Origin of the sequence: Flavobacterium sp. 103 (assembly GCF_003096795.1) — a bacterium.
Taxonomy (GTDB): domain Bacteria; phylum Bacteroidota; class Bacteroidia; order Flavobacteriales; family Flavobacteriaceae; genus Flavobacterium.
Window position 1 is genome coordinate 3,946,811 of record NZ_QENX01000001.1, and the last position, 21,175, is coordinate 3,967,985.

A 21,175-nucleotide genomic window follows, 5' to 3' on the forward strand; every position below is an offset into this window, starting at 1 on the left:
TTTAGTTCATAAAGACTACCGCCATTTAAGGCAGTAGCCTGTGGTTATTTAATTAAGGGTTAAGATTATCGCTCCATCTGTTGCAAAAGAGGTGCATAGTTCAAAAGCTTTTTGAGACTTTAGCTGTGCCGTTCCACCCATTACAATACTCTGTAACTTGGCTTCATTATCCTTGTAACTGCGTACATTCTGATAGTATCCTGTCACGGCGTTGTATGCTCCAAACAAAGTACCTTTGGTGGTGTCCATCTGTTGTGTATCACTAACCATAGCATAGGTAAAAGCATCTTCTACTGTGTTTTTGAACAAGGTGGAAACTTCATCTTCCGCACCTTTTTTTAATAAATCAAATGTTTCCTTATTTGGACAAAGTGCTAATTGGATTAGCTTTCTTACCTCTTGGTCTGTTACCTTTACTTTAGCCCATTGGTTAAATATGCCCTCTAATTGCGTGCTTAGGGTATTCGCCAATCCCATAATCTTGTATGCGTTCTCAATACGTTGTTTTGCTCCCGAAGTATGTTTGATACGCACTACATTTGTCATATTTCGCAATGAAGCGTTAAGAGTGTTTTGGCATACGATACGGACAGGCGTAAATGCGGCTGTGATGCTTCCGCTACCATCGTGCGAAGTGGTCAGGAAAATGTACTTTTCTGTAACGTCATCTCCATTGCCCACACGGATATAATCGGGCAGTTTGGCTGTGATAAATATGCGTTCGCCCTGTCCCAATGCCCCTGCGGTTTCATACATTATGCCTTCGCCACCCCCTACAATAGAATCAAAGAAATTGAATGCCTCACGATTTTGTACGATGTGGTAGTCTTTGCCCACCACACCCAATACGGCATTGTTATCGGTACGAATATTGGCGTAATAGTTGGGTACTTCCAGTTCACTACTGCCTATTTCGATACCGTTTGCCGTTTCAATAATGCCCGAGCCTTTGGTATATAAAGGTGTTTTAATGACTTCATAGTCTAACCCTGCGTGTTTTATGGCTTCCGAACTTGTTGGGTAGTCTTCTACAATTTGACCTAAATTGTGCCACGCTTTTTGCTGAACGCTGAAAAATGAATAACGCCCTGTACTCTCGTTAAAATTGATATTATGTGCCATGATAAAATGATTTAAAAAGTTTAAAAATTGTTTGAAAAACCTGTAGTTAAAATGGGAGGTCGTTCTCTGTTTTGTTACTATTGATTCCCATGGCAGTTTGTGCCGTTTCCGATTTTTTACTGCTTCCGTGCAGTTTGATTTGCGAGGTGTTGAAGTTCAGACCTGCGTGTGCTTCTCCATTATTGCCTGTCCACGCTCTTGCGCTTACTCTGCCTGTGAGTTCCACAAGAGAACCTTTAGTTAGTATTGTCGCCACTTTTGCGCTAAGCCAGTAAGCACAGTCGAAGTAGGTTGTCTGCTCTACTCGTTCGCCCGCTTTATTTCGGTAGCTGTCGTTGATGGCAACTGAAAAATTTACTACTTGTTTGCTGTTTGACAATGTGCGTACCTGCGCATCTTTTGTCACTCGTCCGATAATGTTCATGATTTCTGCTTTTTTAGTGGATTAATTTTTTTTGAAATTTTATTCGGCAATGAGAGGAGGTGCTGTTTTGTTTCATCAAATCCATTTTTAATATTTTACTTTTCATTGCTGACATTTTTTTTATTCGTCTAAAGAGCCGGAGTATGCTATGTTTCGTTTCGGGAGCATAAAAAGGTTAGTGTTTAGCAATAGCAAGGTTTTGACAAAAAATACAACCCGGATGGGTGGAGATTTTTTGTCAAACCTGAAGGGCCTGGCCTTGCTATTGCGTTAAGGACACGGAAATACCTTTGCTGCTGAAATGAGACAAAAGCATACTGGTTATTGAATTTAAAAATGAACGGGAAGTAATGAAATTGTAGTAGATAAATGCAAATGAGATTAAAGATGCACCTGTAGTGGCGGAATTAGCAACTCCCCTAAGTTGTTAAAGATTGTTTTTAAGCACTCCCCAGATAGGATGTTTTGATTTAACCTAAGTTTTTGCTGTTAGGAGACCGGAAGATATTCAGCATTTCGTTTAGTGTCTTCTTTGTTGGATATTTCTTTCGTAAATTTTGAGAGATCATCTCTAATTATCTCAATGTTCTGGTTAATTGATTTTTTAAAATAGAGTATAGCGTTTGCTGCTAAAAGTCAGCACGGTATAAGGAGTACAATTCTTTAGGAGAACGTTAACGAAGTTAAAAGTAAAAGAAGATTCTTTTCACCGAATATTAGTTTTGAAAATTACTTACTGCTATCTGCAGTATTATTTTTTAGAATTTTTTTTATATCGCTAAATTTAATATGGATGTTTGTAATTGCCTTGTTTATCTGTTCAGTTGTCAAAATGGATTTTGAATTAAATCCAGAAAGACGTGTTCTGTGGAATTCGTATTCAGAACAAATAAAATATCTGTCAATATTTGTTCCTTTTGATTTGAATAATGAAGCAACTTGCCTTAATTTGTTTCTAGAAGCGATTGTAATTTTTGCAACCAATAGATCCTTTTTGCTATTTAAGTCTATGTTTAGTGGCATACAAGTAGCATTGCTATACTGGACGAACTTTAAATTCTCTTTGTATAAGACGTAATCATTATTGAATTTGATTTGAATTACAAGAACATTGTCCTCATATATGTCATTTCTAGTCATCCAATAGGAATAAAGACCATTGATTTGAGAATCATCAATGAAAATGCCTTTTTCCCCCGATAGTGAGTCAATAATGGGTTTCGTAATATTATCTATATCTCCAATTTTATCCGTTTCCTGACGCTCAACAGCATTTAAATACCAAGTCAAATCAACTAAAATGCTGCCAACAATTATCCATTTGAATTGCGAAAGTTCGGACTTAATTAGAGCAGATAATTGATCTATACTAGCTTTTCTAGATTGTCTACTTATTATTTTATCGAACCTTAAAGTTATTTTAATCTGGCTATCTGCAAATTCTTCAATATCGTAGTATTTATGAAGAGTGCAGTTTACTGTTTCAACTTGAATTTTCATGTGATTGATTTAAATATTCTAACTAACGTTTTGCAACAAGGTAAAATTTGTTGATAATGGAGTCCTAGTTATCTCCCGGAAGATAGAGAAAAACCGTAAAGAAAAACTAACGCGAGTTAAGTGATACCATCAAAATATCAATTAGCTATTTCAAATTCTCAGGTGGATGTTTCAAGTTTTTTACTTGGATGTGCACCTTTTTACATCCTTTGTTGCTTAAATTATAGTTTGCACTAACAATTATATTTTGGCTTCATATTATTTTAAAATACTATCATAAACAAGATGTTTTAAGAATAAGGCACTGGTTTTCGCTGCAAATTTCTTAGCTTGGTCATCTTTATTAGTCATATTGTCCATCACTGATTTAAAAATGATCCATTTGGTATTTCCAAAATTTGCAAACTTGCAGGCCCTTGCAATACCATAGCTTTCCATTTCAACTGCTACGATTTTTCGATCAACTGTTTTAATACTCTCTTCGAAATAACCTTTATTGTTTATTACCATTGTACTACATGCAATTTTATCAAAATGCACTTTGACTTCATCCTTCTTGAACTTATTCTCAATTTCAGAATCTGCTTTAACACTGATATTAATTTGATCTATAATTCTATTTAATTCAGGCTGGACCGAATCTTGTAATTCAAATTCAATGATTGTATCATGCTCAACTTCAAAATTTTCTACGGTAATTTTAATTTGATTACCATTTTCATCATATACGTGATTATAGTCGACAGGTTTATTATTCCGATCGAATAAAGTGATCGGAGATTTATCTGCATTACCCATATTCGAAACCTTGCCCTTTTGAAAAGTAAGTATACTTTTTGCTAAAACGATATCTCCAAAATTTGTCCCCTTTTTTCCACCGCATACACCAGACATTATCAAGAATTTAGGCTTAAATACTTCTAACATTTGTGTTGCCATAATCGCAGAATCAACCATTCCAGTGGCATAAGGTATAGTTGCAACAACTTTTCTGTCCGGAAACCCAATTAGATGTCCTATCCAATACCTTTTGCTTCCCAGATATATATCTTCGTGATTATCCCAAGTAAAATATTTTTTCACCTCTTCAAATTCATCGTCATATAGTGCAGTTATAATTCCAAATTCATATTCAATATTTTTTGATTGCATAATATTATTTTTTGTATACGTTGTAATTTTGTCATTTTTAATTCCTTCTAAAATGCCACTGTAGCCATAAATTACCCTATTCTCCATTTCATCTTGTAACATTGATTTATAAACATCAGCATTATCACCTGAAGAAACAAATATTGCTTTGATTTCATATTCATCTTCAATACCATCACCTCTAAATTTTAAATAACCGGAATGTCTTACACCATTGATTTCTTGATGAAATACATGGCAAATCAGAACAAATTTCTGTGCTTCATTTAATTTTTCAAGCTCTCTTTTAAAATCCTCAATGCTTTCAATTAGGAGCACACTTTTAAAAACTTTATTTCCTAGTCTTAACTGATTTGTTTCATTTCTAAAATTTTCATCAGTATCATATATAAACAAAACAACGTCGTTTGGCTTCATGCTATATTATTTTAATTCTTAATTGTTGAGTGAAAATAAAATTATTTTCTTCATGGATATAATTAACTATTTGGTCTGGATATGAATTTAAATTTTTAAGAAGATTCAATCCCATTCCTCCTCCAATCTCTATACTCTCTTTTGTTTTTTTACTGTTTTTTATAGTTAGCACGACGCTATCTTCCTCATTTAAAACATCTAGCATAATAGGTTCTAAGACATTTGCATGTCTTAAATTGCTTTCAATCTGTTCAAAAAAAATATTCTTAAGCATATACAAAGGAATAGCCAGAATAATATTAGTCGGGCAATTCATACTTTCCTTAATTTCAACTCCATATTTTCCAGTTATATTTTCTTTAAAGATTTCATATTCGTCAAAAAATCTATTTGTTGAAATATTGCAGAAGATTTGGTGGTAGATAGATTCACTTTTTATAAATTTATTCAACACGTAACTTAAGTCATTTTGAATTTCTTCAAAATTCGATGATGTATTTAATTTAAGAATTTTGTCTGATAATTTTCCATGAATAATTCTCAAAGATTTTTCTTGTCCTTCCACTAAGTCATATGTTGATTGTCCAAATGACAGTAGAAAATGCGGGTAACTTATTGTAAATGAAAGTAGATCTGCTAAAAACATATCTATTTCATTCCAAGCAGTAGTTACTGCTTTTTCGGAATCAGCATTATACTGAGCATTTAAACTTTCAATCTGCATTATTGAAATTTCGAATTGAGTTGATACAGATTCAGTATGATATCTATCGTCAGTAATCTTATCGTAATTATATTTTACACGAGCGATTTTTGACTTAAAGCTCTCACTTTTATCTCTTAGAGTAGAGATAAAACCTCTAAACCTCTTAAGTTTAATTAGTTTCCAATCGTGAATCAAATTGTTCTCAATGACAGTATTAATAATAGTCTTCACCTCAGTTTGGCTAATTGATTTATCTTTTATTCTATTTTCGTCGTTAATATCGAGATAATAGCACAACTTAAACAATATATAATCCAGGTCGGTTTGAGATTCGACAAATGAATTAATTAGTATTGAAAGGTTTGTGGTCGTTAGGTTATCAAACAAATTATCTTCTTTAAAAACTATAAATATTAGATGAAACAAATTTTTCTTATCCCATTTGTAATATAGGTCATCCCATTCTATAGTTTCTTCAGTCCAAAATATTTTAATTACAAATTCTTGAATTTTTTCAACTATATCAGGTACGACGGTTTTTATCTTATCAAATAAATACGGTTCATGAAGTATTATTCCGCAGTAAACTTCTATCAATCTATATGGATACTTTCCTCTCACTTCTCGACTTTTAGATTCGTATATTGAAATAAAATCATCGAAGTGCTGGAAATACTCTTTATAAAAGCGAAAATCTGTAATTTTTCCGAAATGATCCCTAGCAATTATAAGATCTCCAAACGTGCTACTGCCATCCTTGTTTTGTATGAGGTGTACATTATTATTTTCATTGATACCTTTTGCTTTTAGTTCAAATGAAACTCTTTTTGCAATTCCTTTAACTGTCTCAGGAGTGTTGGGAAACTCATTTAATTTTTTTAGCCAATATCTTTCTGCCACAACAGGGCTTTTAGCTAAATAGTAGGTTGGAACATGCCATTGCGAGCCAAAAAATATTTTTATCTCAACATTTCTAATGCCTTTAGTGTTTATGGAATTAATTCTAGAAAAAAACTCCCTCTTATGTTCGTTTACTCTTCCTATGATTGATAAGACAGATATTCTTCTCACGTCTAAAAATGCAACTTCATCAATCATTTGTAAAATTGATTCCCCTGAACATGACCCGTCATCTAATATTAGCACACATTTATCCTTGCTTTTATTTATGAGGAATTCTGGGGGGTGGGAAAACCTCCAACCTTCATTTGTTGCGAACCTTTCTAGTTCATATATTTCAACTTTATGATTTTTCAATACATTATTTTTCAAAAAATCGAAATCAATATGTTGTATTGCTGAGTTTTTGGGGTAAAAAATTATTTCAATTTCATCGGTTGAAATTTGCTGTCCTAAATTTTCAAATAATTTTTTCAGCAACTCTTTAGAATTAGTCCCATCGATCAAAATTTTCTGCATATCAAAAAAGTAGGGGTGTATCAAATTATTAAAATTAAAGTATCCTACTTTTATGTTTTTTGGATCGATAAAATTTAAGAAATCTTTGTTATCGATTAGAACAGACCTCTTATAATTTGTGTGATCAATTGATTGACTAATGGGAGTGTTACTTAGTGGATTTATCCTTATAACATTTAACTGTTTATCTTGTAATAATTTAGAAATATCAGAACGCTCAAATTTTTTCATCACGAACGGATAGATTGTTGTCAGCTTGTCCTTAATGTTTTTATAATCTAAATTTTTGAATTTAATATCGATGGCATCTACTAAAACTCCAATATGCGCTAAATTTGCTCCATGTCTTTTTAATTGGATTTCTAACTTATTAACCATGTAACCGGTCGAAATCACATCACATATCAAAATGACTTGATCTCCTTTTTTAAAATAATCAACAAATCTTTGTTCCTTCTCAAAGGAAAAATAATTGTTCAATAGCATACATTTTTCTGGATCTACGTCTTCATTATCTATAAAAGATTGGATAATTTTTTGACTACTGGCCGTTATTCCAACAAAAAAAAAGTTGTGAATGTCTATAACCTTAGTTTTCAATTCCTGAAACAGTTCACTGGTAAGATATTTTAAGCTTTCAAAATCGCTTAACAAGTCAAACAGTTGAAGATACTCATACTGGTAATAATTTCCATTACAAAGAAATATTGATCCTGGTTCTTTTTTAATATTTGGTCGTATTAAAGTATCGATCTCCTTATTTCTTGATTGTAAAACCTTGTCTTTGTAAAATTCTAAAATATGAGTGGAATTTATCACCGAAACTAAATTTCCACTTTTATCATATTTATTAATGTGGCTAATCAAATCGTCTGGATTTTCAAAGTCTGTATAGCTTAAATCATGAGTGTCGTATAATAGTTTGTTTAACTTATCTATATCACTTTCTGAATATACCCCTAGCCAAAATAATTCTAAATTGTCTTTAAACCTATCTATATAAACAAATACAGTGGGATGGATTTTAAAGTTTTTTTCAACAGTACTTAAATTTAAGATTTCATCTCTTATGGATTCTAAAAATGTTATTGGTGGAGGATTAATTACTATAATGTTTTTTGAAGAATTGATTCCATAATCCGAGGTTAAATAGAAAATAATCTTTTTGGTTATTCGCTCATCGATTTCGTATCCTTTAAAATCTACATAAATTAAATTTCCATCAATACTTTCAACTTCATTAATTAGTTGCTTAAATACCTCATTATAAATATGCTCTTTATCTTCCTTAGAACGAATTAGATTGTTTTGTAATTCAAATAGGTTAATGTAATTTGCTTTTGTGCTTACAAAGTTAAATTTGATATTTTCTGCTGGTAATTTAATTGATGAATTATCAAACCTTTTCTCCAAATTTCGTTCAGGTATAAAAATAGTAATTAATGTCCCGGGAAAAAAACTACTATGCCCATCAAAATGACGAACTGCCAATGAAAAATCATTGTTATTAGAAAAATCAAAAGCAACTTTACCGTTATTGCTTCTTGCAACAACTAATCCTTCAAAACGTTTAACAATAGAAAGTAAATCAAAAAGTCCACGCGGAGAAATAAAGGAATTAACATACCTGTCATGTAATCTATGCTGAGATGAAGTCGGCATAAAGGAATATTCTAAAATATTCGAATCAATATTGCTGCCTACGGATTTTGAAAAAACACTTTTATTACTTGCCTCATAGGAATTTAAAAGCGACTTAGGAATTCCCTCGCCAAAGTCCAAAAAAGAGATTTGAAGTAATGATTCGTTTTTAAACATTTTATTTTTACTGTCGAAAAAAAAATCCTTAATCTCTGGCATAGATTCCTCTTCAAAGTTTCGTTGAAGAATATGTTGTATATTCGATTTTTCTCCAAAAGTTGAAATTTTTCTCTTCAGAGCTATACTCATAAATGCATAGTCATTTTTAGCTAAAAAAATTGAAGTCTTAAAATGATCTAAAAAATTTTCGTAAAGTTCTTTGGTTATAATAGAACTAATAGTTTCGTTTTCGAAGGGAAGAAAACAATGATTATCCTTTAAAATCTCATTAGTTGCTTCGTTTAATGTATAAATTTTGGAAATCATTTCACCGATTTTCCTGTCTTCATATTTTTCAATTTTGTCTAAAGTCAAAAATGGAGTAATACCATGCCTATCATAAATTTCCTGATTGTTAATTTTAATAGCATATCTTTTTTTTAAGCGATCTATAGTATTCCCATCTATATCAAAAAAGTCCATATACTTTTGATCAGATACAATTTCGTGAATTTTCCAAACTTCCCAAATTTCAATAAATTGTTTGGCTATCCTCTTATCTGTTTCTATACTTGAACCATTTTTTAAAAAATGAAACTTAAATGGGATATTTGTGTCTACCAAATATTTTAATAATGCTGTCACAACCAACATTCCTTGGTTATCAATCCACTCAACATTTGAAAAATCAAATACATATTTATTTGAGGAACTCGAATCTTTAATAAAAGAAACGTAAAAATTATTTATGATTGAATCAATTTGATTATCGCCGATCTTATTGGGAAACTTGATGGTTTTGGTATTTTCCATTTACTAAACTTTTATTTGCAATTTTGGCAGATTACCGTTAACTTACTTTGTATTTCTCACAAATTTTGCCAATTCAACTAAATAGGCTTATAAGTTATGAGACTTATCTTAGTTGTAAATATACTTTTTTATAAATTATTATAAAAGTTTTCATGCTTGCAGGATTTTCATCATTCTTTTAAAGAAAGCCATAATAAAATTATCGGCTTTGGATTTGAAAATGACTAAGGAGGCCACCTTATAAATGAACAGCCAGAATTCACCTTCCTGCAACATTACTAAAAACTGCACTTTACTTAAATGTTATTTTGTTTGTTGTTTCCCTTTTTTTCTCGTCGATGATTTTCGTATATATCTGAGTGGTCTTTATATTTTTGTGCCCAAGCATCTTCGATACTGTAAAGATATCCGTCCCAGCCGCCATTTGCAATGTTGCATACGAATGGCGAAAGCAGTGAAATGTAATGTGTTTTTCAATTGATGCGTCTCTAACCCAAATAGGCAGCAAACGGTCTACGTCCCATTTTTTTAAATCATAAAAGACTCTCTTGTATTGTTCCGCTTTTTCTCCTAAACACTCGAACGCTTCCTGAGAAATAGGAAGAGTTACCGGTCTGTCAGTTTTTTGCTGCTTAAATCTAATGTAATATCCTTCACTTTTACTATACTGCACTTCTTCCCATGTAAGTTTTGCAATGTCGGAATAGCGTATTCCTGTTAGCAGAGAAAACATGGAGATGCGTTTGACAATTTCTTTTTTGCAAGGTGTTCTAAACAGCCTTGAAGCTTCTTCCATAGTAAGGAAATTCCTTTGGGACTCTTGTTCCTTGATGCTTTCAACCGCAGCATTAACATCAGTTGGCAGTAATCCTTTTTTGTAAGCTTTTCGTAGGGTGGCCTTGATCTTGTTAAAATAGGATAGGGCAGTATTTTGAGCCAAAAACTGGTCTTTTTTCTTTAAACATTTTGCTTTCAAAATGAATTCCCTAAAGTCCTCAATAATTGTTACATTAATTTCCTTCATTAATATGTCTTCGTTTTTAAGAAACTTTTCAAAGTGGATAATTGCATATTTCCAAATTTCAGCATTAATGCCGATCCTGCTTTCTGCTGTATCTTTTAAATATTGCAGAAATGATTTTTCTCCTATTTCCTGTAGACGAAGCCGCTCTCGCTCAAATGGTGTATAGATTTGCAGTTTATTTAATTCATTAAGCCTATTTGCGCAAATCATCTCGGCTTTCTGCAAGTTTTCTGAATTCATTGCTTTATCAATATTATTTGTTGGTTTTGAAACCAGATATAGACCTAAATACTCTCTGCGCGAAAATTCACGAGTTTTAGTGTTATAGATTGGAGGGAAAAAATCAAGATATAGTGTAATCTTTCCACTTGGCAGCGTCCTTTTTCTTAGCGTAACATTTATATTTTTCATCTTCCCGCACCATTAAAAATTATATCAATATCCTGTTTGGCTACACAGGTGAATTTTCCAACAGAATATTTTACTATACCCTGCCGTTGAATCAATAGATAGAGCGCTCCTGAAGAAATATTGTACTTCTGCTGAATTTGCGTGATAGTATAGCAATTGTCAAAGCCAGGAAATTGCTGTCCAGTCTTCAAGGTAACATCCTGAATGGGAATGGCAAAGAAAGCTTCAAGGTCGCATCTGCGGAGAACAGTCCTTTTGCCAAACTTTGCAATGTCCAGATATCCATTGTTAACTAACCTGTAAATGGTACTCCTGCTGATTCCGAAAAGAAGGCTGGCCTGAGTAATTTTTAGAAACTCAAGTGGCTTTATTTTTTCCAAATCTGTGTTTAAAAGCTGAACGGTTTCGTTATTGCTTTTTTCTACTTTTCCTTTACGTACCAATGCTTTATAGCCCCGACTGTTGCAAATGGGTGAACAATATCGCGTTCGTGTTGTTTTGGCTGTGAACTGTTTTTTGCAGTGCTCACAAATTCTGATAACCTCAATTTTAGAACTCATAATGTGATTAATTTTGTATCCCATTGTGTCTATGTGTGTCAGATTGTGTCATCATCTCACCAAAAAAAAATCTTGATTCAGATTTTTTTTTCGTGGTACAATAATGGTACAAAAAGGAACAAACTATCTGTAAATAAAGCTAAATAAACAGAAAGAAGAATCCCAGTTAAAATGCCGTTTTATGACATTTTAACTGGGATTCTTTGTTTTATTTTGTTATGTTTTGTAAGATTTATTTTCCGATGCAGAAATTAGCAAAAATATTCCCCAACAACTCATCATTGGTAACCTGACCTGTAATCATTCCAAATTGGTATAAAGCTTCTTTAATATCTAATGCCATTAAGTCACTGGAAAGATTGGTCTCCAATCCAAATTTTACTTTCTGAATTTCGTCCAGTGCTTTGAGTAGCGAATCATAATGTCTGGTGTTGGTAACGATAGTTTCGTTATTTCGTAAAGCGCCTGTATTTACAAAAGATAGCAGTTGATTTTTAAGTTCATCAACGCCTAGTTTCTCTTTGGCAGAAATTTTTAAAAGTTTCAGGTTTAAAGTTTCAAGTTTTTGATCAATTTTTTCGATTTCATTTTCACTTAATAAATCGACTTTATTTACAACAACTAATATTGGTTTAAGTGGATATTTATTTTTAACTTTTTCAATTTCTATGATGTAGTCAGAACCTGAAACCTGAAACCTGAAACCATCAAACAAAAAAACAACAACCTGAGCTTGTTCTATTTTTTCGAAAGTCTTTTTAATTCCAATACTTTCAACCACATCAGCCGTTTCGCGAATTCCAGCTGTATCGATGAATCTAAAACCAATACCGCCTATTACCAATTCGTCTTCGATCGTATCACGGGTAGTTCCCGCAATTTCCGAAACAATGGCGCGTTCCTCGTTCAGTAAAGCATTCAATAAAGTTGATTTCCCAACATTAGGTTCACCTACAATTGCCACTGGAATTCCGTTTTTGATAACATTCCCAACTGCAAACGAATCAATTAATCGTTTGAGAACAAACTCAATTCGGTTCAATAGTTCGTGAAATTGGGTTCTGTCAGCAAATTCTACATCTTCTTCAGCAAAGTCCAATTCAAGTTCAATGAGCGAGGCAAAATTCAAGAGTTCCTCACGCAGTTTGGCAATTTCATTGGAGAAACCACCACGCATTTGTTGCATCGCAATTTGGTGTGAAGCTTCATTATCAGAAGAAATCAAATCGGCCACGGCTTCGGCTTGTGATAAATCTAGTTTTCCGTTCAGGAAAGCTCTAAGGGTAAACTCCCCAGCATCGGCCATTCGACAGCCTTTTCGCAATAATAACTGGATTATTTGTTGCTGAATATAGGTGGAACCGTGGCACGAAATCTCAATTGTATTTTCTCCCGTGTATGAATTTGGTCCTTTGAAAACAGAAACCAAAACCTCGTCCAGGGTTTTTTGGTCATCAACAATATGCCCCAAATGAAGGGTATGTGATTTTTGCTGCCTTAAATCTTTGTTTTTTATGGATCGAAAAACAGAGTGCCCTATAGCAATGGCATCTTCGCCAGAAATTCGAATTACGGCAATTGCTCCCGCTCCCGAAGGAGTGGCCAAGGCAACTATTGAATCGTTTTGGATCATAACAAAAAATTTATGCAAAAGTAAGCAAAACTTACCACCTTACAAGTCTACCAAATCAATGCATTTTATGTTATTTTTTTATTAATTATAAATCAAAATGACAATTATCATGCTTTCTTTTTAGAAGTTTTGTAACTTTATATAAAATATTGATATTCAGTAAATTATTAAGGATATGAAAAAAATATTGTTCCCTACAGATTTTTCAGAAGTTTCGAAAAATGCCTTTATTTACGCTTTAAAACTAGCCGATGCGATACATGCCGAAATTATTACTTTGCACGTTTATGAATTAGATTCGCCTACTTACTTAGATGTTTCCATCTACTTGCAGGATATCTATGAGTACGAAGAGTTAAGTGATTTTGAAAATTATAAAGACGAAGTTCCTCTGTTGCGAAATATTGCCGAAGAAAATAATATGGGGCATATAAAAATTAGTAACGTTCTTATAAAAGGGTTTTTAGTGAAAGAAGTAGTCAAGCTTTCCAAAAAGGAAAATATAGACTTTATTGTCATGGGAACCAAAGGAGTAACCCATTTGCGGGAAGTGTTTTTGGGAACGGTGGCTACAAAAATAATGAATGAATGCGATGCCACAGTTTTGGCTATTCCCGAAAAATGTAGTTATATGCCTATTGAAAAAATATTGTTCAACACAAGATTCCATATGGACGATATTGAGCCGTTAAAAAAAGTAGTGACTTTGGCTAATGTTTTTCACTCTCACATCGATTGTTTGAACATAAAGGCACCACATACAGTCTATAAAGATGATTTTGTGGTCGATTTCAAAAACATTTTCAAAGACCAGAATATTACTTTTCATTCCGTTTTAGCTAACGATATAGAAGGAGAAATTTTAAGCTTTATTGAGAAAAATAAAATAAATATGGTAGCCATTCATGAACGGCACAGAGGTTTCTTCGAGAAAATTTTCCAGATAAGTCTTAGCAAAAAGCTGACGTTTCATATCAATATACCAATTTTGTCCGTTCATTAAAACTATTAATTTTAAAATAATTTGGGCGTGCCCCAGTTGAGCAAAGGGGCTTATGTGTAGAGTCGCTTATACGCCCCTTTGCTCAACTGGGTCGGGCTATCCGCGCTACTTCGGTAGCTAGCTTTTATCCCTCACGCGCAACCTGCAAAACAACAAATAACCGTATAAAAGAAAAGAGCTTTCGGTTAGTTTTGTAAGAGTATTGAATTAGTAAACAGCATCGTTTATCATAAACTAAACATTTAATTTATACAACAATGAAAAAGATTTTATTCCCCACCGATTTTTCTGAAGTCGCCAATAATGCTTTTATCCACGCATTAGAATTTGCAAAAATTGTAAAAGGAGAACTATTGTTATTGCATACTTTCGAATTGCCCATTGTCGACAATCAATTTATTCCTGATAATTATTATAGTATTTTTGATTCTTTGCAATTGGCACAATTTGACATGTTCAAAGAGGAAATCCCTAAACTCAGGGAACTGGCCAAGAAAAGAAACTTGGATGATATTAAATTAAGCCACAAACTTATGGATGGCGATTTAATTTATGCCATCAAGAAAGTTGTCAAAGAAGAAAGTATAGATTTCGTTGTGATGGGTACTTCTGGTGCTACAGGTTGGGAATCTTTTTTCATTGGTTCCAATACTGGAGCAATTGTTACTGCTATAGATGTTCCTGTACTTAGTGTACCTGCTGAAGCCCAATTTGAAAAGATTGAAACCATTGGTTTTACCACACGTTTTAGAGAAAAAGACAAAGCGCCATTAAGACAAGTTATCAAAATAGCCAAAAAAACACACGCAATCGTGAAATGTTTGTATGTAAAAACGGCTAAATCAGATATTTCAGAAGAAACGATAAATCAATGGAAAACTGAATTTGAAAACGAACCCGTTAAGTTTTCAGTTGTAAAAAGTGATGTCGTTAAAGATAGCATCTTGGATTTTGTTTCGCATAAAAATATCGATATTTTGGCAATGATAACCCATAAACGCAATTTTTTCTCCGAGTTGTTTAAACCAAGTTTGACCCAAAAATTATCCAATATTTCGATTGTGCCTATATTGGCCATGCATGAGGAGGGGTGATTTAAGATTGCCGAATGCAGATAACAGAATGCAGATAACATTTCTATTGCAATTGATATTGTAATTGATATTGTAATTGATATTGTAATTGATATTACCATTGATATTGCCATTGCTATTGCTATTGAGTTTCCTTACATTTGTATATCATTAAATCAAACAATGGAAATATACAAAGGCAATAGCCAAAATTATTCAGAGGAGTTAAAAGCAATCAATACTAAATACAATGCAATCAGCTTTTTTAGGTTTATTAGTATCTTACTTTTTTTAGCAAGCTTATTTTATTACATAAAAACCAGCGAATCAGTATTTGTCATATCGGCAATTTTACTGTTCGCTGGTTTTCTTGTTTTGATGCGTATCCATTCCAAATTATCATTTCAAAAAAAGATAAAAAGTGCTTTGGTTCAAATCAACCAAAATGAAATTACTTATTTAGAACGTAAATCAATTCCTTTTGAAAACGGCTTAGAATTCAATGATTTTCACCATCCGTATGCTTATGATTTGGATATTTTTGGGGAGCATTCATTATTTCAAAATCTGAACAGAACCGCTACTTTTATTGGTAAAAAGACCTTGGCCAAACAATTGCTAACGCTTTTGCCAAATGATGAAATACTAAATAATCATCAAGCAGTTCAGGAATTAAAAGAGAAATTAGATTGGCGTCAGGAGTTTTTGGCTGTTGCCAAAGTTGGACAGGATAATGAAACATTTTATAAAACCTTATTACAATGGAGTGTCTTTAATAGCAAGCCTTTGTCCAAAGTAGCTGTGTTTATTTCCTATTTGTTTCCGGCATTGCTTTTAAGTTGCTTTTTGGGGTATTTATTAACTTCAAATATTGTTTTTCTTTCTTATTTTTCATTTTTGTTTGTTTGTAATTTGACCATTTTAGGGAATTTCGTAAAACGAATCAAAATGGAAATTGCTCAGGCAGATAATATCAATGTGATTATCAGTCAATACAGTTTATTAGTGCAAAAAATTGAAAATGAAAGCTTCAAATCTGAAAAATTAATTGCTTTACAGCAAAGACTGAACTTTCAAAATGAGAAAGCGAGCGTTCATTTGGAGCAATTGGCCGAGTTATTTTCCAAAATGGATAGCATTGGAAATTTTGTGACCTCCATACTGTTCAATGGAACTTTTCTATTTAATGTGCACGTCTTGAAATCAATGATCGCTTGGAAAAAACAGCATGCCATTGTTTTGGAAGAATGGCTTGAAGTGATAGGCGAGTTTGAAATGCTGAACAGTTTGGCAAATTTCTCGTATAACAATCCTGAATTTGTATACCCAAAGTTAAATTCCAATTATGAGATAGATTTTTCCAATTTAAGTCATCCTTTATTGAACCCGACAACAAGAGTAGGAAATGAGGTTAAATTCCACCCACAGTCGTTTATGATTCTGACAGGTTCGAATATGTCTGGAAAAAGTACTTTTCTGCGTAGTTTGGGAGTAAATATGGTACTTACTGGAATGGGTTCTCCAGTCTGTGCGAGTCAGGCAAATGTGCATCCTTTGCCTGTTTTAGTGTCTATGAGGCTCTCGGATTCCTTATCCGACAGTGAATCTTATTTCTTTGCTGAAATCAAGCGTTTGAAGCAAATTATGGATGAATTGGAAGGAAATCCTGCTTTTGTCCTTTTGGACGAAATCTTGCGTGGAACCAACTCTGATGACAAACGCAATGGAACGATCGAAGTTGTCAAAAAAGTAATTGCCAAAAAAGCAATCGGAGCCATCGCAACGCACGATATTGAAGTTTGTCTAACTACTAATGAATTCCCCGATATTCTGACCAATAAATGCTTTGAAGTTGAAATCAGCAACAATGAATTGCATTTTGACTATAAACTTCGCGATGGTATTTGCAAAAATAAAAGTGCTACTTTCTTAATGAAGAAAATGGGAGTTATTTAGGAGTGGTCAGTCACAGTCATCTTAGTCAAAGTTCAAAACTTTGACAAAGATTAATTGAAACGATTTCCTGCAAGGTTTTTTTCAACCTTGTAGGAATTGCTGTTTTGCGTTATGTTTCATACCTACAAGGTTCCAAAAAAACCTTGCAGGATAGTAAACGATTAAAATATATTAGTTCTTTTGAAATACAAAATCTTATAATTTTTCTTAGAGTTCTTGTGTACGCGTAAGTGATAGAAGCAAGCTACCGAAGTAGCGTGGATAGCACGACCGCCGGTAGGAAAAAGGGCAATGACGACAAAGCAGCTTGCCCTTTTTTCTAGCGGGGGTTACGCCCAAGTGATTCTTTAACAGAATAATATTTACCGTCCAAACCTCGGTTGCGATAAGCCCAAAAAAAACCAAAACTCTGGTTAGGAATTTTGGTTTTTTCAAATATAAAAATGGTTTTGGTTAGTTTAGTATTTTGAGGTAACTAGCTGTTTAGCATTACTGGCATCACAAGCATTGTTACGGTTTCGCCTTCTTCTAGTCCATCTATTGGAGTTAAGATTCCGGCTCTGTTTGGTAATGACATTTCAAGCATAATCATGTCTGATTGTAGGTTGTTCAACATTTCGGTCAAGAAACGGGAGTTAAATCCTATTTGCATATCGTCTCCTTGATAATCACAAGTCAATCTTTCTTCTGCTTTGTTAGAGTAGTCAATATCTTCGGCAGAAATGTTCAATTCGGCTCCGGCAACTTTCAAACGAATCTGGTGCGTTGTTTTGTTGGAGAAAATTGCAACACGACGAACAGAACTCAAGAATTGAGAACGATCCATCATCAATTTGTTTGGATTTTCTTTTGGGATAACCGCTTCATAATTTGGGTATTTCCCATCGATTAAACGACATAATAAAATGTAGTTATCGAAAGAGAAAGTAGCGTTTGAATCGTTGTATTCTATTTTTACTTCAGCATCTGAGCTGCTTAGGATACTTTTTAAAATATTCAAAGGTTTCTTTGGCATAATAAATTCGGCCACTTGTGATGCTTTTACATCAGTGCGTGCGTATTTTACCAATTTGTGGGCATCAGTCGCAACAAAAATCAAACCTTCTGGAGAAAATTGGAAGAAAACTCCCGACATTACCGGACGCAAATCGTCGTTTCCTGCTGCGAAGATAGTTTTGCTGACAGCAGTCGCCAAAACATCTGCAGGTACAAGTGTTACTGATGGTTCGTCTAAGTTTACTGATTTTGGAAATTCTTCACCCGGAGCATAAGCCAAAGCATATTTTCCTGAGTTGGAACTAATTTCTATAGTGCTGTTTTCTTCAATTGTGAAAGTTAAGGGTTGTTCTGGAAAGGTTTTAAGGATTTCCAATAATAATTTTGCAGGTACTGCAACACTTCCTTTACTTTTGGAGTCGATGGTCAATGTGGCTGACATTGTAGTCTCCAAATCGGACGCCGAAACAGTTAATTCGTTATTATTTAATTCAAATAAGAAGTTATCCAAGATTGGCAAAGTGTTGTTACTGTTGATAACGCTACCTAAAACTTGTAATTGTTTTAATAAGTACGAACTCGATACTATAAATTTCATCTGTATTGTTTTGTTTTTTATGGTGTGCTTTTTCTGAATTAAAATTTAGAATACACTTTACAAATATATTGTAAACTATTCTAGTATTGCAAATTTTTTATTAACATCTATTTACTGTATTTTCTTTTTCTGAGGAATGTAAATCCAAGGCCAAACAGTAGCAAAATTAAGATTGGAAGCCCGATAGTTATGAATTGAGTAAAGGTATAGTTTTCATATACTTTTTCTTTATCCAATAATGGTAAATCAAGATCCTTGCTTCGAATGTTAATAAGTCCGGTGTCGTCCAAAAGATAATTTACACAATTCATCATAAAATCTTTGTTGTCATATAAATTCCCAGAACGTTGGTCATAGCCCAATTCTACTGGTTGTCCTGTTTTATCCAATTGATTTTTTATAATATCTCCATCCGAAATCACAATCATTTTGTTTTCTTTTCCACTGGCTTGAAATGATTTTTCTTCAAAAGGCAAAATGCGATTCTCAAACATGGAGTGAAAAGAACCTTCCAGTAAAACGGCCATTGGGATATTTCCTTTATTAAGGTAATCCGCTGGCGAAGTTTGCTCTGAAACCATATTCAGGCTGATTTCTACAGGAGTTCCTATTTTTTTGGAATATGCGGAAGATTGCAGTAAAACTGTTTTTTTGATTCCGTTTTTCAAAGTGTCCATTGCATTGGCAAAATCAAATTTGATTCCTCCAAGATTTTTTACAATCGGATGTTTGCTGATAGGATAAACCTGCGGAGCAAATTTCCAATTAAAATCCTGGTATTGCGTTCCACTTCCTTGTTCTCCACTAGCTAGTTTTATTGGACTTCCTTGTTCATCTTTGACTAAGTCAGGATTGATACGAACTCCATATTTGAAGAACATATCATTTAGATTCAAGTCTTTTGGAAATGCCAATGTAGCTCCTGAAGGGTTATAAAGACTGTCCATTTCGGCATTGACTTGATCGATTAGCCAAAGCGTTTTTCCTCCATGGATAATGAATTGGTCTAAAACCAGTTTTTCTTCATCAGTAAAAGCTTCAGTTGGTTTGGCAATGACAGCCAAATCATAATTTTGCAAGGATTTTAATGTTCCTTCTGGATTTTTGGCAACAGAATCTAACGTAAATGGACCAATGAAATAACTTTCGCGTACTTGCATTAGGAATTTAGCAATGTGACGTTCCTGAAGTTCTCCGTTTCCTTTTATGATAGCAACTTTCTTTTGTTTGTCTTTGGAAATTTTATTGATTCCATCCGAAATAGAATATTCAAGATGCTGAACAGACCCAATCACTTTTTGAGTTGTAGAAGCTCCCATGATGTTTTTCAACAGTGGAATATTGACTTCTTTGTTATTGTAAACAGCAATCGCCCAAGGGAAAACCATTGATTGCGACTGTTTTCCTTTGTCGTCAACAGTAATATTTATTGGCGTTAAGCCTTTTCTATACAATTCTTTGATATTGTCCATACTTTCGTCTTTGTTCTCCAAAGGATCTACAAATTCGATAATGATATTAGAATTATAGGCTTGAAATTCTTCCAACAGTTGTTTGGATTCCAGTTGTAATCGTTTGAATTCAGCAGGTAATTCCCCTTGCAGATACACTTTTATGGACAAAGGATTCTTTACGTCTTTAAGAATTTTTAAAGTCGTAGGGGATAGGGTATATCGATGGTCTTGGGTTAAATCAAAACGATGAAAAAAGAAATTACTAATGATGTTTAAAAGGAATACTACCGCAACAGTAATCAATAAGGATTTAGCGTTTTTTATATTAAATACTTTCATTACGATTTAATAGATTTTAAATTGAAGACTGTAAAAGAAAGGAACAAAATAGCAATGCTAATAAAGTAGATTACGTCTCTTGTGTCTATAACACCTCGACTCATACTCTTGTAATGGTCTTGCATTCCGAAATAAGAAATAAAAGATGAAAAACTAGGCAACACAGATGCCAATCCTTGAAATCCAAAATAGAAAAAGAAGCAAAGGAAAACTGCAATAATAAAGGACACAATCTGATTCTCGGAAACAGATGAAGTAAAGATTCCAATGGCAGAATAAGCGGCTATTAAAAACAATAAACCAAAATAGGAACCTAAAGTACTTCCTAAATCAAGATTTCCTTCGGGTGAACCCAAATTCCAAACCACTTCCACATAAATAAAAGTGGGGATGATGGCCATTACAATTAATAGAAAAGCGCCTAAGAATTTTCCATTTACAATTTCCCAAAGACTAATTGGTTTGGTTAATAATAATTCAAGTGTTCCTTGTTTCTTTTCGTCCGAAAAACTGCGCATGGTTACCGCGGGAATCAAGAAGATTAAAATCCATGGAGCTAAGGTGAAAAAAGGAGTTAAATCGGCAAAACCGGTGTTCAAAATATTATAATCACCTTCGAAAACCCAAAGGAATAATCCATTTCCAATTAAGAAAAGAGCAATTACTAAATACCCGATTGGTGAACCAAAAAAGGATTTTATTTCGCGAAATACGATTGACTTCATTTATTTATTTTTTGTTTAAAAAGTTTAATGTTTAAAAAGTTTAATGTTTT

The 21,175-nt window shown here is 33.3% G+C and carries 14 protein-coding genes; 3 read left to right on the forward strand and 11 right to left on the reverse strand.

What is annotated here, in order from left to right; all coding sequences use genetic code 11:
* Positions 1–48: 48 nt before the first annotated feature.
* The 8 genes from C8C85_RS16705 to mnmE all read right to left on the reverse strand — a co-directional run bounded on the left by C8C85_RS16705 (position 49) and on the right by mnmE (position 12,981).
* A complete protein-coding gene (locus tag C8C85_RS16705; RefSeq protein ID WP_116798024.1) occupies positions 49–1,122 on the reverse strand; it encodes a DUF932 domain-containing protein in 1,074 nt (357 codons plus the stop codon).
* Positions 1,123–1,168: 46 nt separating this feature from the next.
* Positions 1,169–1,546: a single-stranded DNA-binding protein gene (locus C8C85_RS16710; RefSeq protein ID WP_116798025.1), complete on the reverse strand. Its 378-nt coding sequence runs from the start codon at positions 1,544–1,546 to the stop codon at positions 1,169–1,171.
* 729 nt (positions 1,547–2,275) lie between these two features.
* Positions 2,276–3,046: a RusA family crossover junction endodeoxyribonuclease gene (locus C8C85_RS16715; protein ID WP_116798026.1), complete on the reverse strand. Its 771-nt coding sequence runs from the start codon at positions 3,044–3,046 to the stop codon at positions 2,276–2,278.
* A 258-nt stretch (positions 3,047–3,304) separates the two neighbouring features.
* Positions 3,305–4,615: a hypothetical protein gene (locus tag C8C85_RS16720; protein ID WP_116798027.1), complete on the reverse strand. Its 1,311-nt coding sequence runs from the start codon at positions 4,613–4,615 to the stop codon at positions 3,305–3,307.
* A 1-nt stretch (position 4,616) separates the two neighbouring features.
* The gene (locus C8C85_RS16725) at positions 4,617–9,353 is read right to left on the reverse strand and encodes a phosphoribosyltransferase (protein WP_116798028.1); all 4,737 of its coding nucleotides are present in this window, start codon (positions 9,351–9,353) and stop codon (positions 4,617–4,619) included.
* Between the two features lie 292 nt (positions 9,354–9,645).
* Complete coding sequence (locus C8C85_RS16730) at positions 9,646–10,788, reverse strand: tyrosine-type recombinase/integrase (RefSeq protein ID WP_116798029.1); 1,143 nt, start codon at positions 10,786–10,788, stop codon at positions 9,646–9,648.
* Positions 10,785–11,348 carry a helix-turn-helix domain-containing protein gene (locus C8C85_RS16735; RefSeq protein WP_243412126.1) on the reverse strand — a complete coding sequence of 188 codons (564 nt, stop codon included), beginning with the start codon at positions 11,346–11,348 and terminating at the stop codon, positions 10,785–10,787. The genes C8C85_RS16730 and C8C85_RS16735 overlap by 4 nt, the downstream gene beginning before the upstream one ends.
* 232 nt (positions 11,349–11,580) lie before the next feature.
* A complete protein-coding gene (gene mnmE, locus C8C85_RS16740) occupies positions 11,581–12,981 on the reverse strand; it encodes a tRNA uridine-5-carboxymethylaminomethyl(34) synthesis GTPase MnmE (RefSeq protein WP_116798031.1) in 1,401 nt (466 codons plus the stop codon).
* Positions 12,982–13,156: 175 nt separating this feature from the next.
* Between mnmE and C8C85_RS16745 the strand changes: the two genes are divergently transcribed.
* The 3 genes from C8C85_RS16745 to C8C85_RS16755 all read left to right on the forward strand — a co-directional run bounded on the left by C8C85_RS16745 (position 13,157) and on the right by C8C85_RS16755 (position 17,013).
* Positions 13,157–13,984 (forward strand): universal stress protein, encoded by an 828-nt coding sequence (locus C8C85_RS16745; protein ID WP_116798032.1) that lies wholly within the window; start codon positions 13,157–13,159, stop codon positions 13,982–13,984.
* 257 nt (positions 13,985–14,241) lie between these two features.
* Positions 14,242–15,078 (forward strand): universal stress protein, encoded by an 837-nt coding sequence (locus C8C85_RS16750; RefSeq protein WP_116798033.1) that lies wholly within the window; start codon positions 14,242–14,244, stop codon positions 15,076–15,078.
* A 162-nt stretch (positions 15,079–15,240) separates the two neighbouring features.
* The gene (locus tag C8C85_RS16755) at positions 15,241–17,013 is read left to right on the forward strand and encodes a MutS-related protein (protein WP_116798034.1); all 1,773 of its coding nucleotides are present in this window, start codon (positions 15,241–15,243) and stop codon (positions 17,011–17,013) included.
* A gap of 475 nt (positions 17,014–17,488) precedes the next feature.
* Here C8C85_RS16755 and dnaN read toward each other — a convergent pair whose 3' ends face one another.
* The 3 genes from dnaN to gldF all read right to left on the reverse strand — a co-directional run bounded on the left by dnaN (position 17,489) and on the right by gldF (position 21,125).
* Positions 17,489–18,607 (reverse strand): DNA polymerase III subunit beta, encoded by a 1,119-nt coding sequence (gene dnaN / locus C8C85_RS16760; protein WP_116798035.1) that lies wholly within the window; start codon positions 18,605–18,607, stop codon positions 17,489–17,491.
* Between the two features lie 107 nt (positions 18,608–18,714).
* A complete protein-coding gene (gene gldG, locus C8C85_RS16765) occupies positions 18,715–20,400 on the reverse strand; it encodes a gliding motility-associated ABC transporter substrate-binding protein GldG (protein WP_116798036.1) in 1,686 nt (561 codons plus the stop codon).
* The gene (gene gldF, locus C8C85_RS16770) at positions 20,400–21,125 is read right to left on the reverse strand and encodes a gliding motility-associated ABC transporter permease subunit GldF (protein ID WP_116798037.1); all 726 of its coding nucleotides are present in this window, start codon (positions 21,123–21,125) and stop codon (positions 20,400–20,402) included. Before gldF ends, gldG begins: the two co-directional genes overlap by 1 nt.
* Positions 21,126–21,175: the final 50 nt, after the last annotated feature.

Excerpts from the sequence above, each read along its gene's own strand:
- gldG (WP_116798036.1), bottom strand. The coding sequence starts at position 20,400 with ATGAAAGTATTTAATATAAAAAACGCTAAATCCTTATTGATTACTGTT.
- C8C85_RS16755 (WP_116798034.1), top strand. The coding sequence starts at position 15,241 with ATGGAAATATACAAAGGCAATAGCCAAAATTATTCAGAGGAGTTAAAA.
- dnaN (WP_116798035.1), bottom strand. The coding sequence starts at position 18,607 with ATGAAATTTATAGTATCGAGTTCGTACTTATTAAAACAATTACAAGTT.
- C8C85_RS16730 (WP_116798029.1), bottom strand. The coding sequence starts at position 10,788 with ATGAAAAATATAAATGTTACGCTAAGAAAAAGGACGCTGCCAAGTGGA.
- C8C85_RS16745 (WP_116798032.1), top strand. The coding sequence starts at position 13,157 with ATGAAAAAAATATTGTTCCCTACAGATTTTTCAGAAGTTTCGAAAAAT.
- C8C85_RS16735 (WP_243412126.1), bottom strand. The coding sequence starts at position 11,348 with ATGAGTTCTAAAATTGAGGTTATCAGAATTTGTGAGCACTGCAAAAAA.
- mnmE (WP_116798031.1), bottom strand. The coding sequence starts at position 12,981 with ATGATCCAAAACGATTCAATAGTTGCCTTGGCCACTCCTTCGGGAGCG.
- C8C85_RS16705 (WP_116798024.1), bottom strand. The coding sequence starts at position 1,122 with ATGGCACATAATATCAATTTTAACGAGAGTACAGGGCGTTATTCATTT.
- C8C85_RS16725 (WP_116798028.1), bottom strand. The coding sequence starts at position 9,353 with ATGGAAAATACCAAAACCATCAAGTTTCCCAATAAGATCGGCGATAAT.
- C8C85_RS16750 (WP_116798033.1), top strand. The coding sequence starts at position 14,242 with ATGAAAAAGATTTTATTCCCCACCGATTTTTCTGAAGTCGCCAATAAT.
- C8C85_RS16710 (WP_116798025.1), bottom strand. The coding sequence starts at position 1,546 with ATGAACATTATCGGACGAGTGACAAAAGATGCGCAGGTACGCACATTG.
- gldF (WP_116798037.1), bottom strand. The coding sequence starts at position 21,125 with ATGAAGTCAATCGTATTTCGCGAAATAAAATCCTTTTTTGGTTCACCA.
- C8C85_RS16715 (WP_116798026.1), bottom strand. The coding sequence starts at position 3,046 with ATGAAAATTCAAGTTGAAACAGTAAACTGCACTCTTCATAAATACTAC.
- C8C85_RS16720 (WP_116798027.1), bottom strand. The coding sequence starts at position 4,615 with ATGAAGCCAAACGACGTTGTTTTGTTTATATATGATACTGATGAAAAT.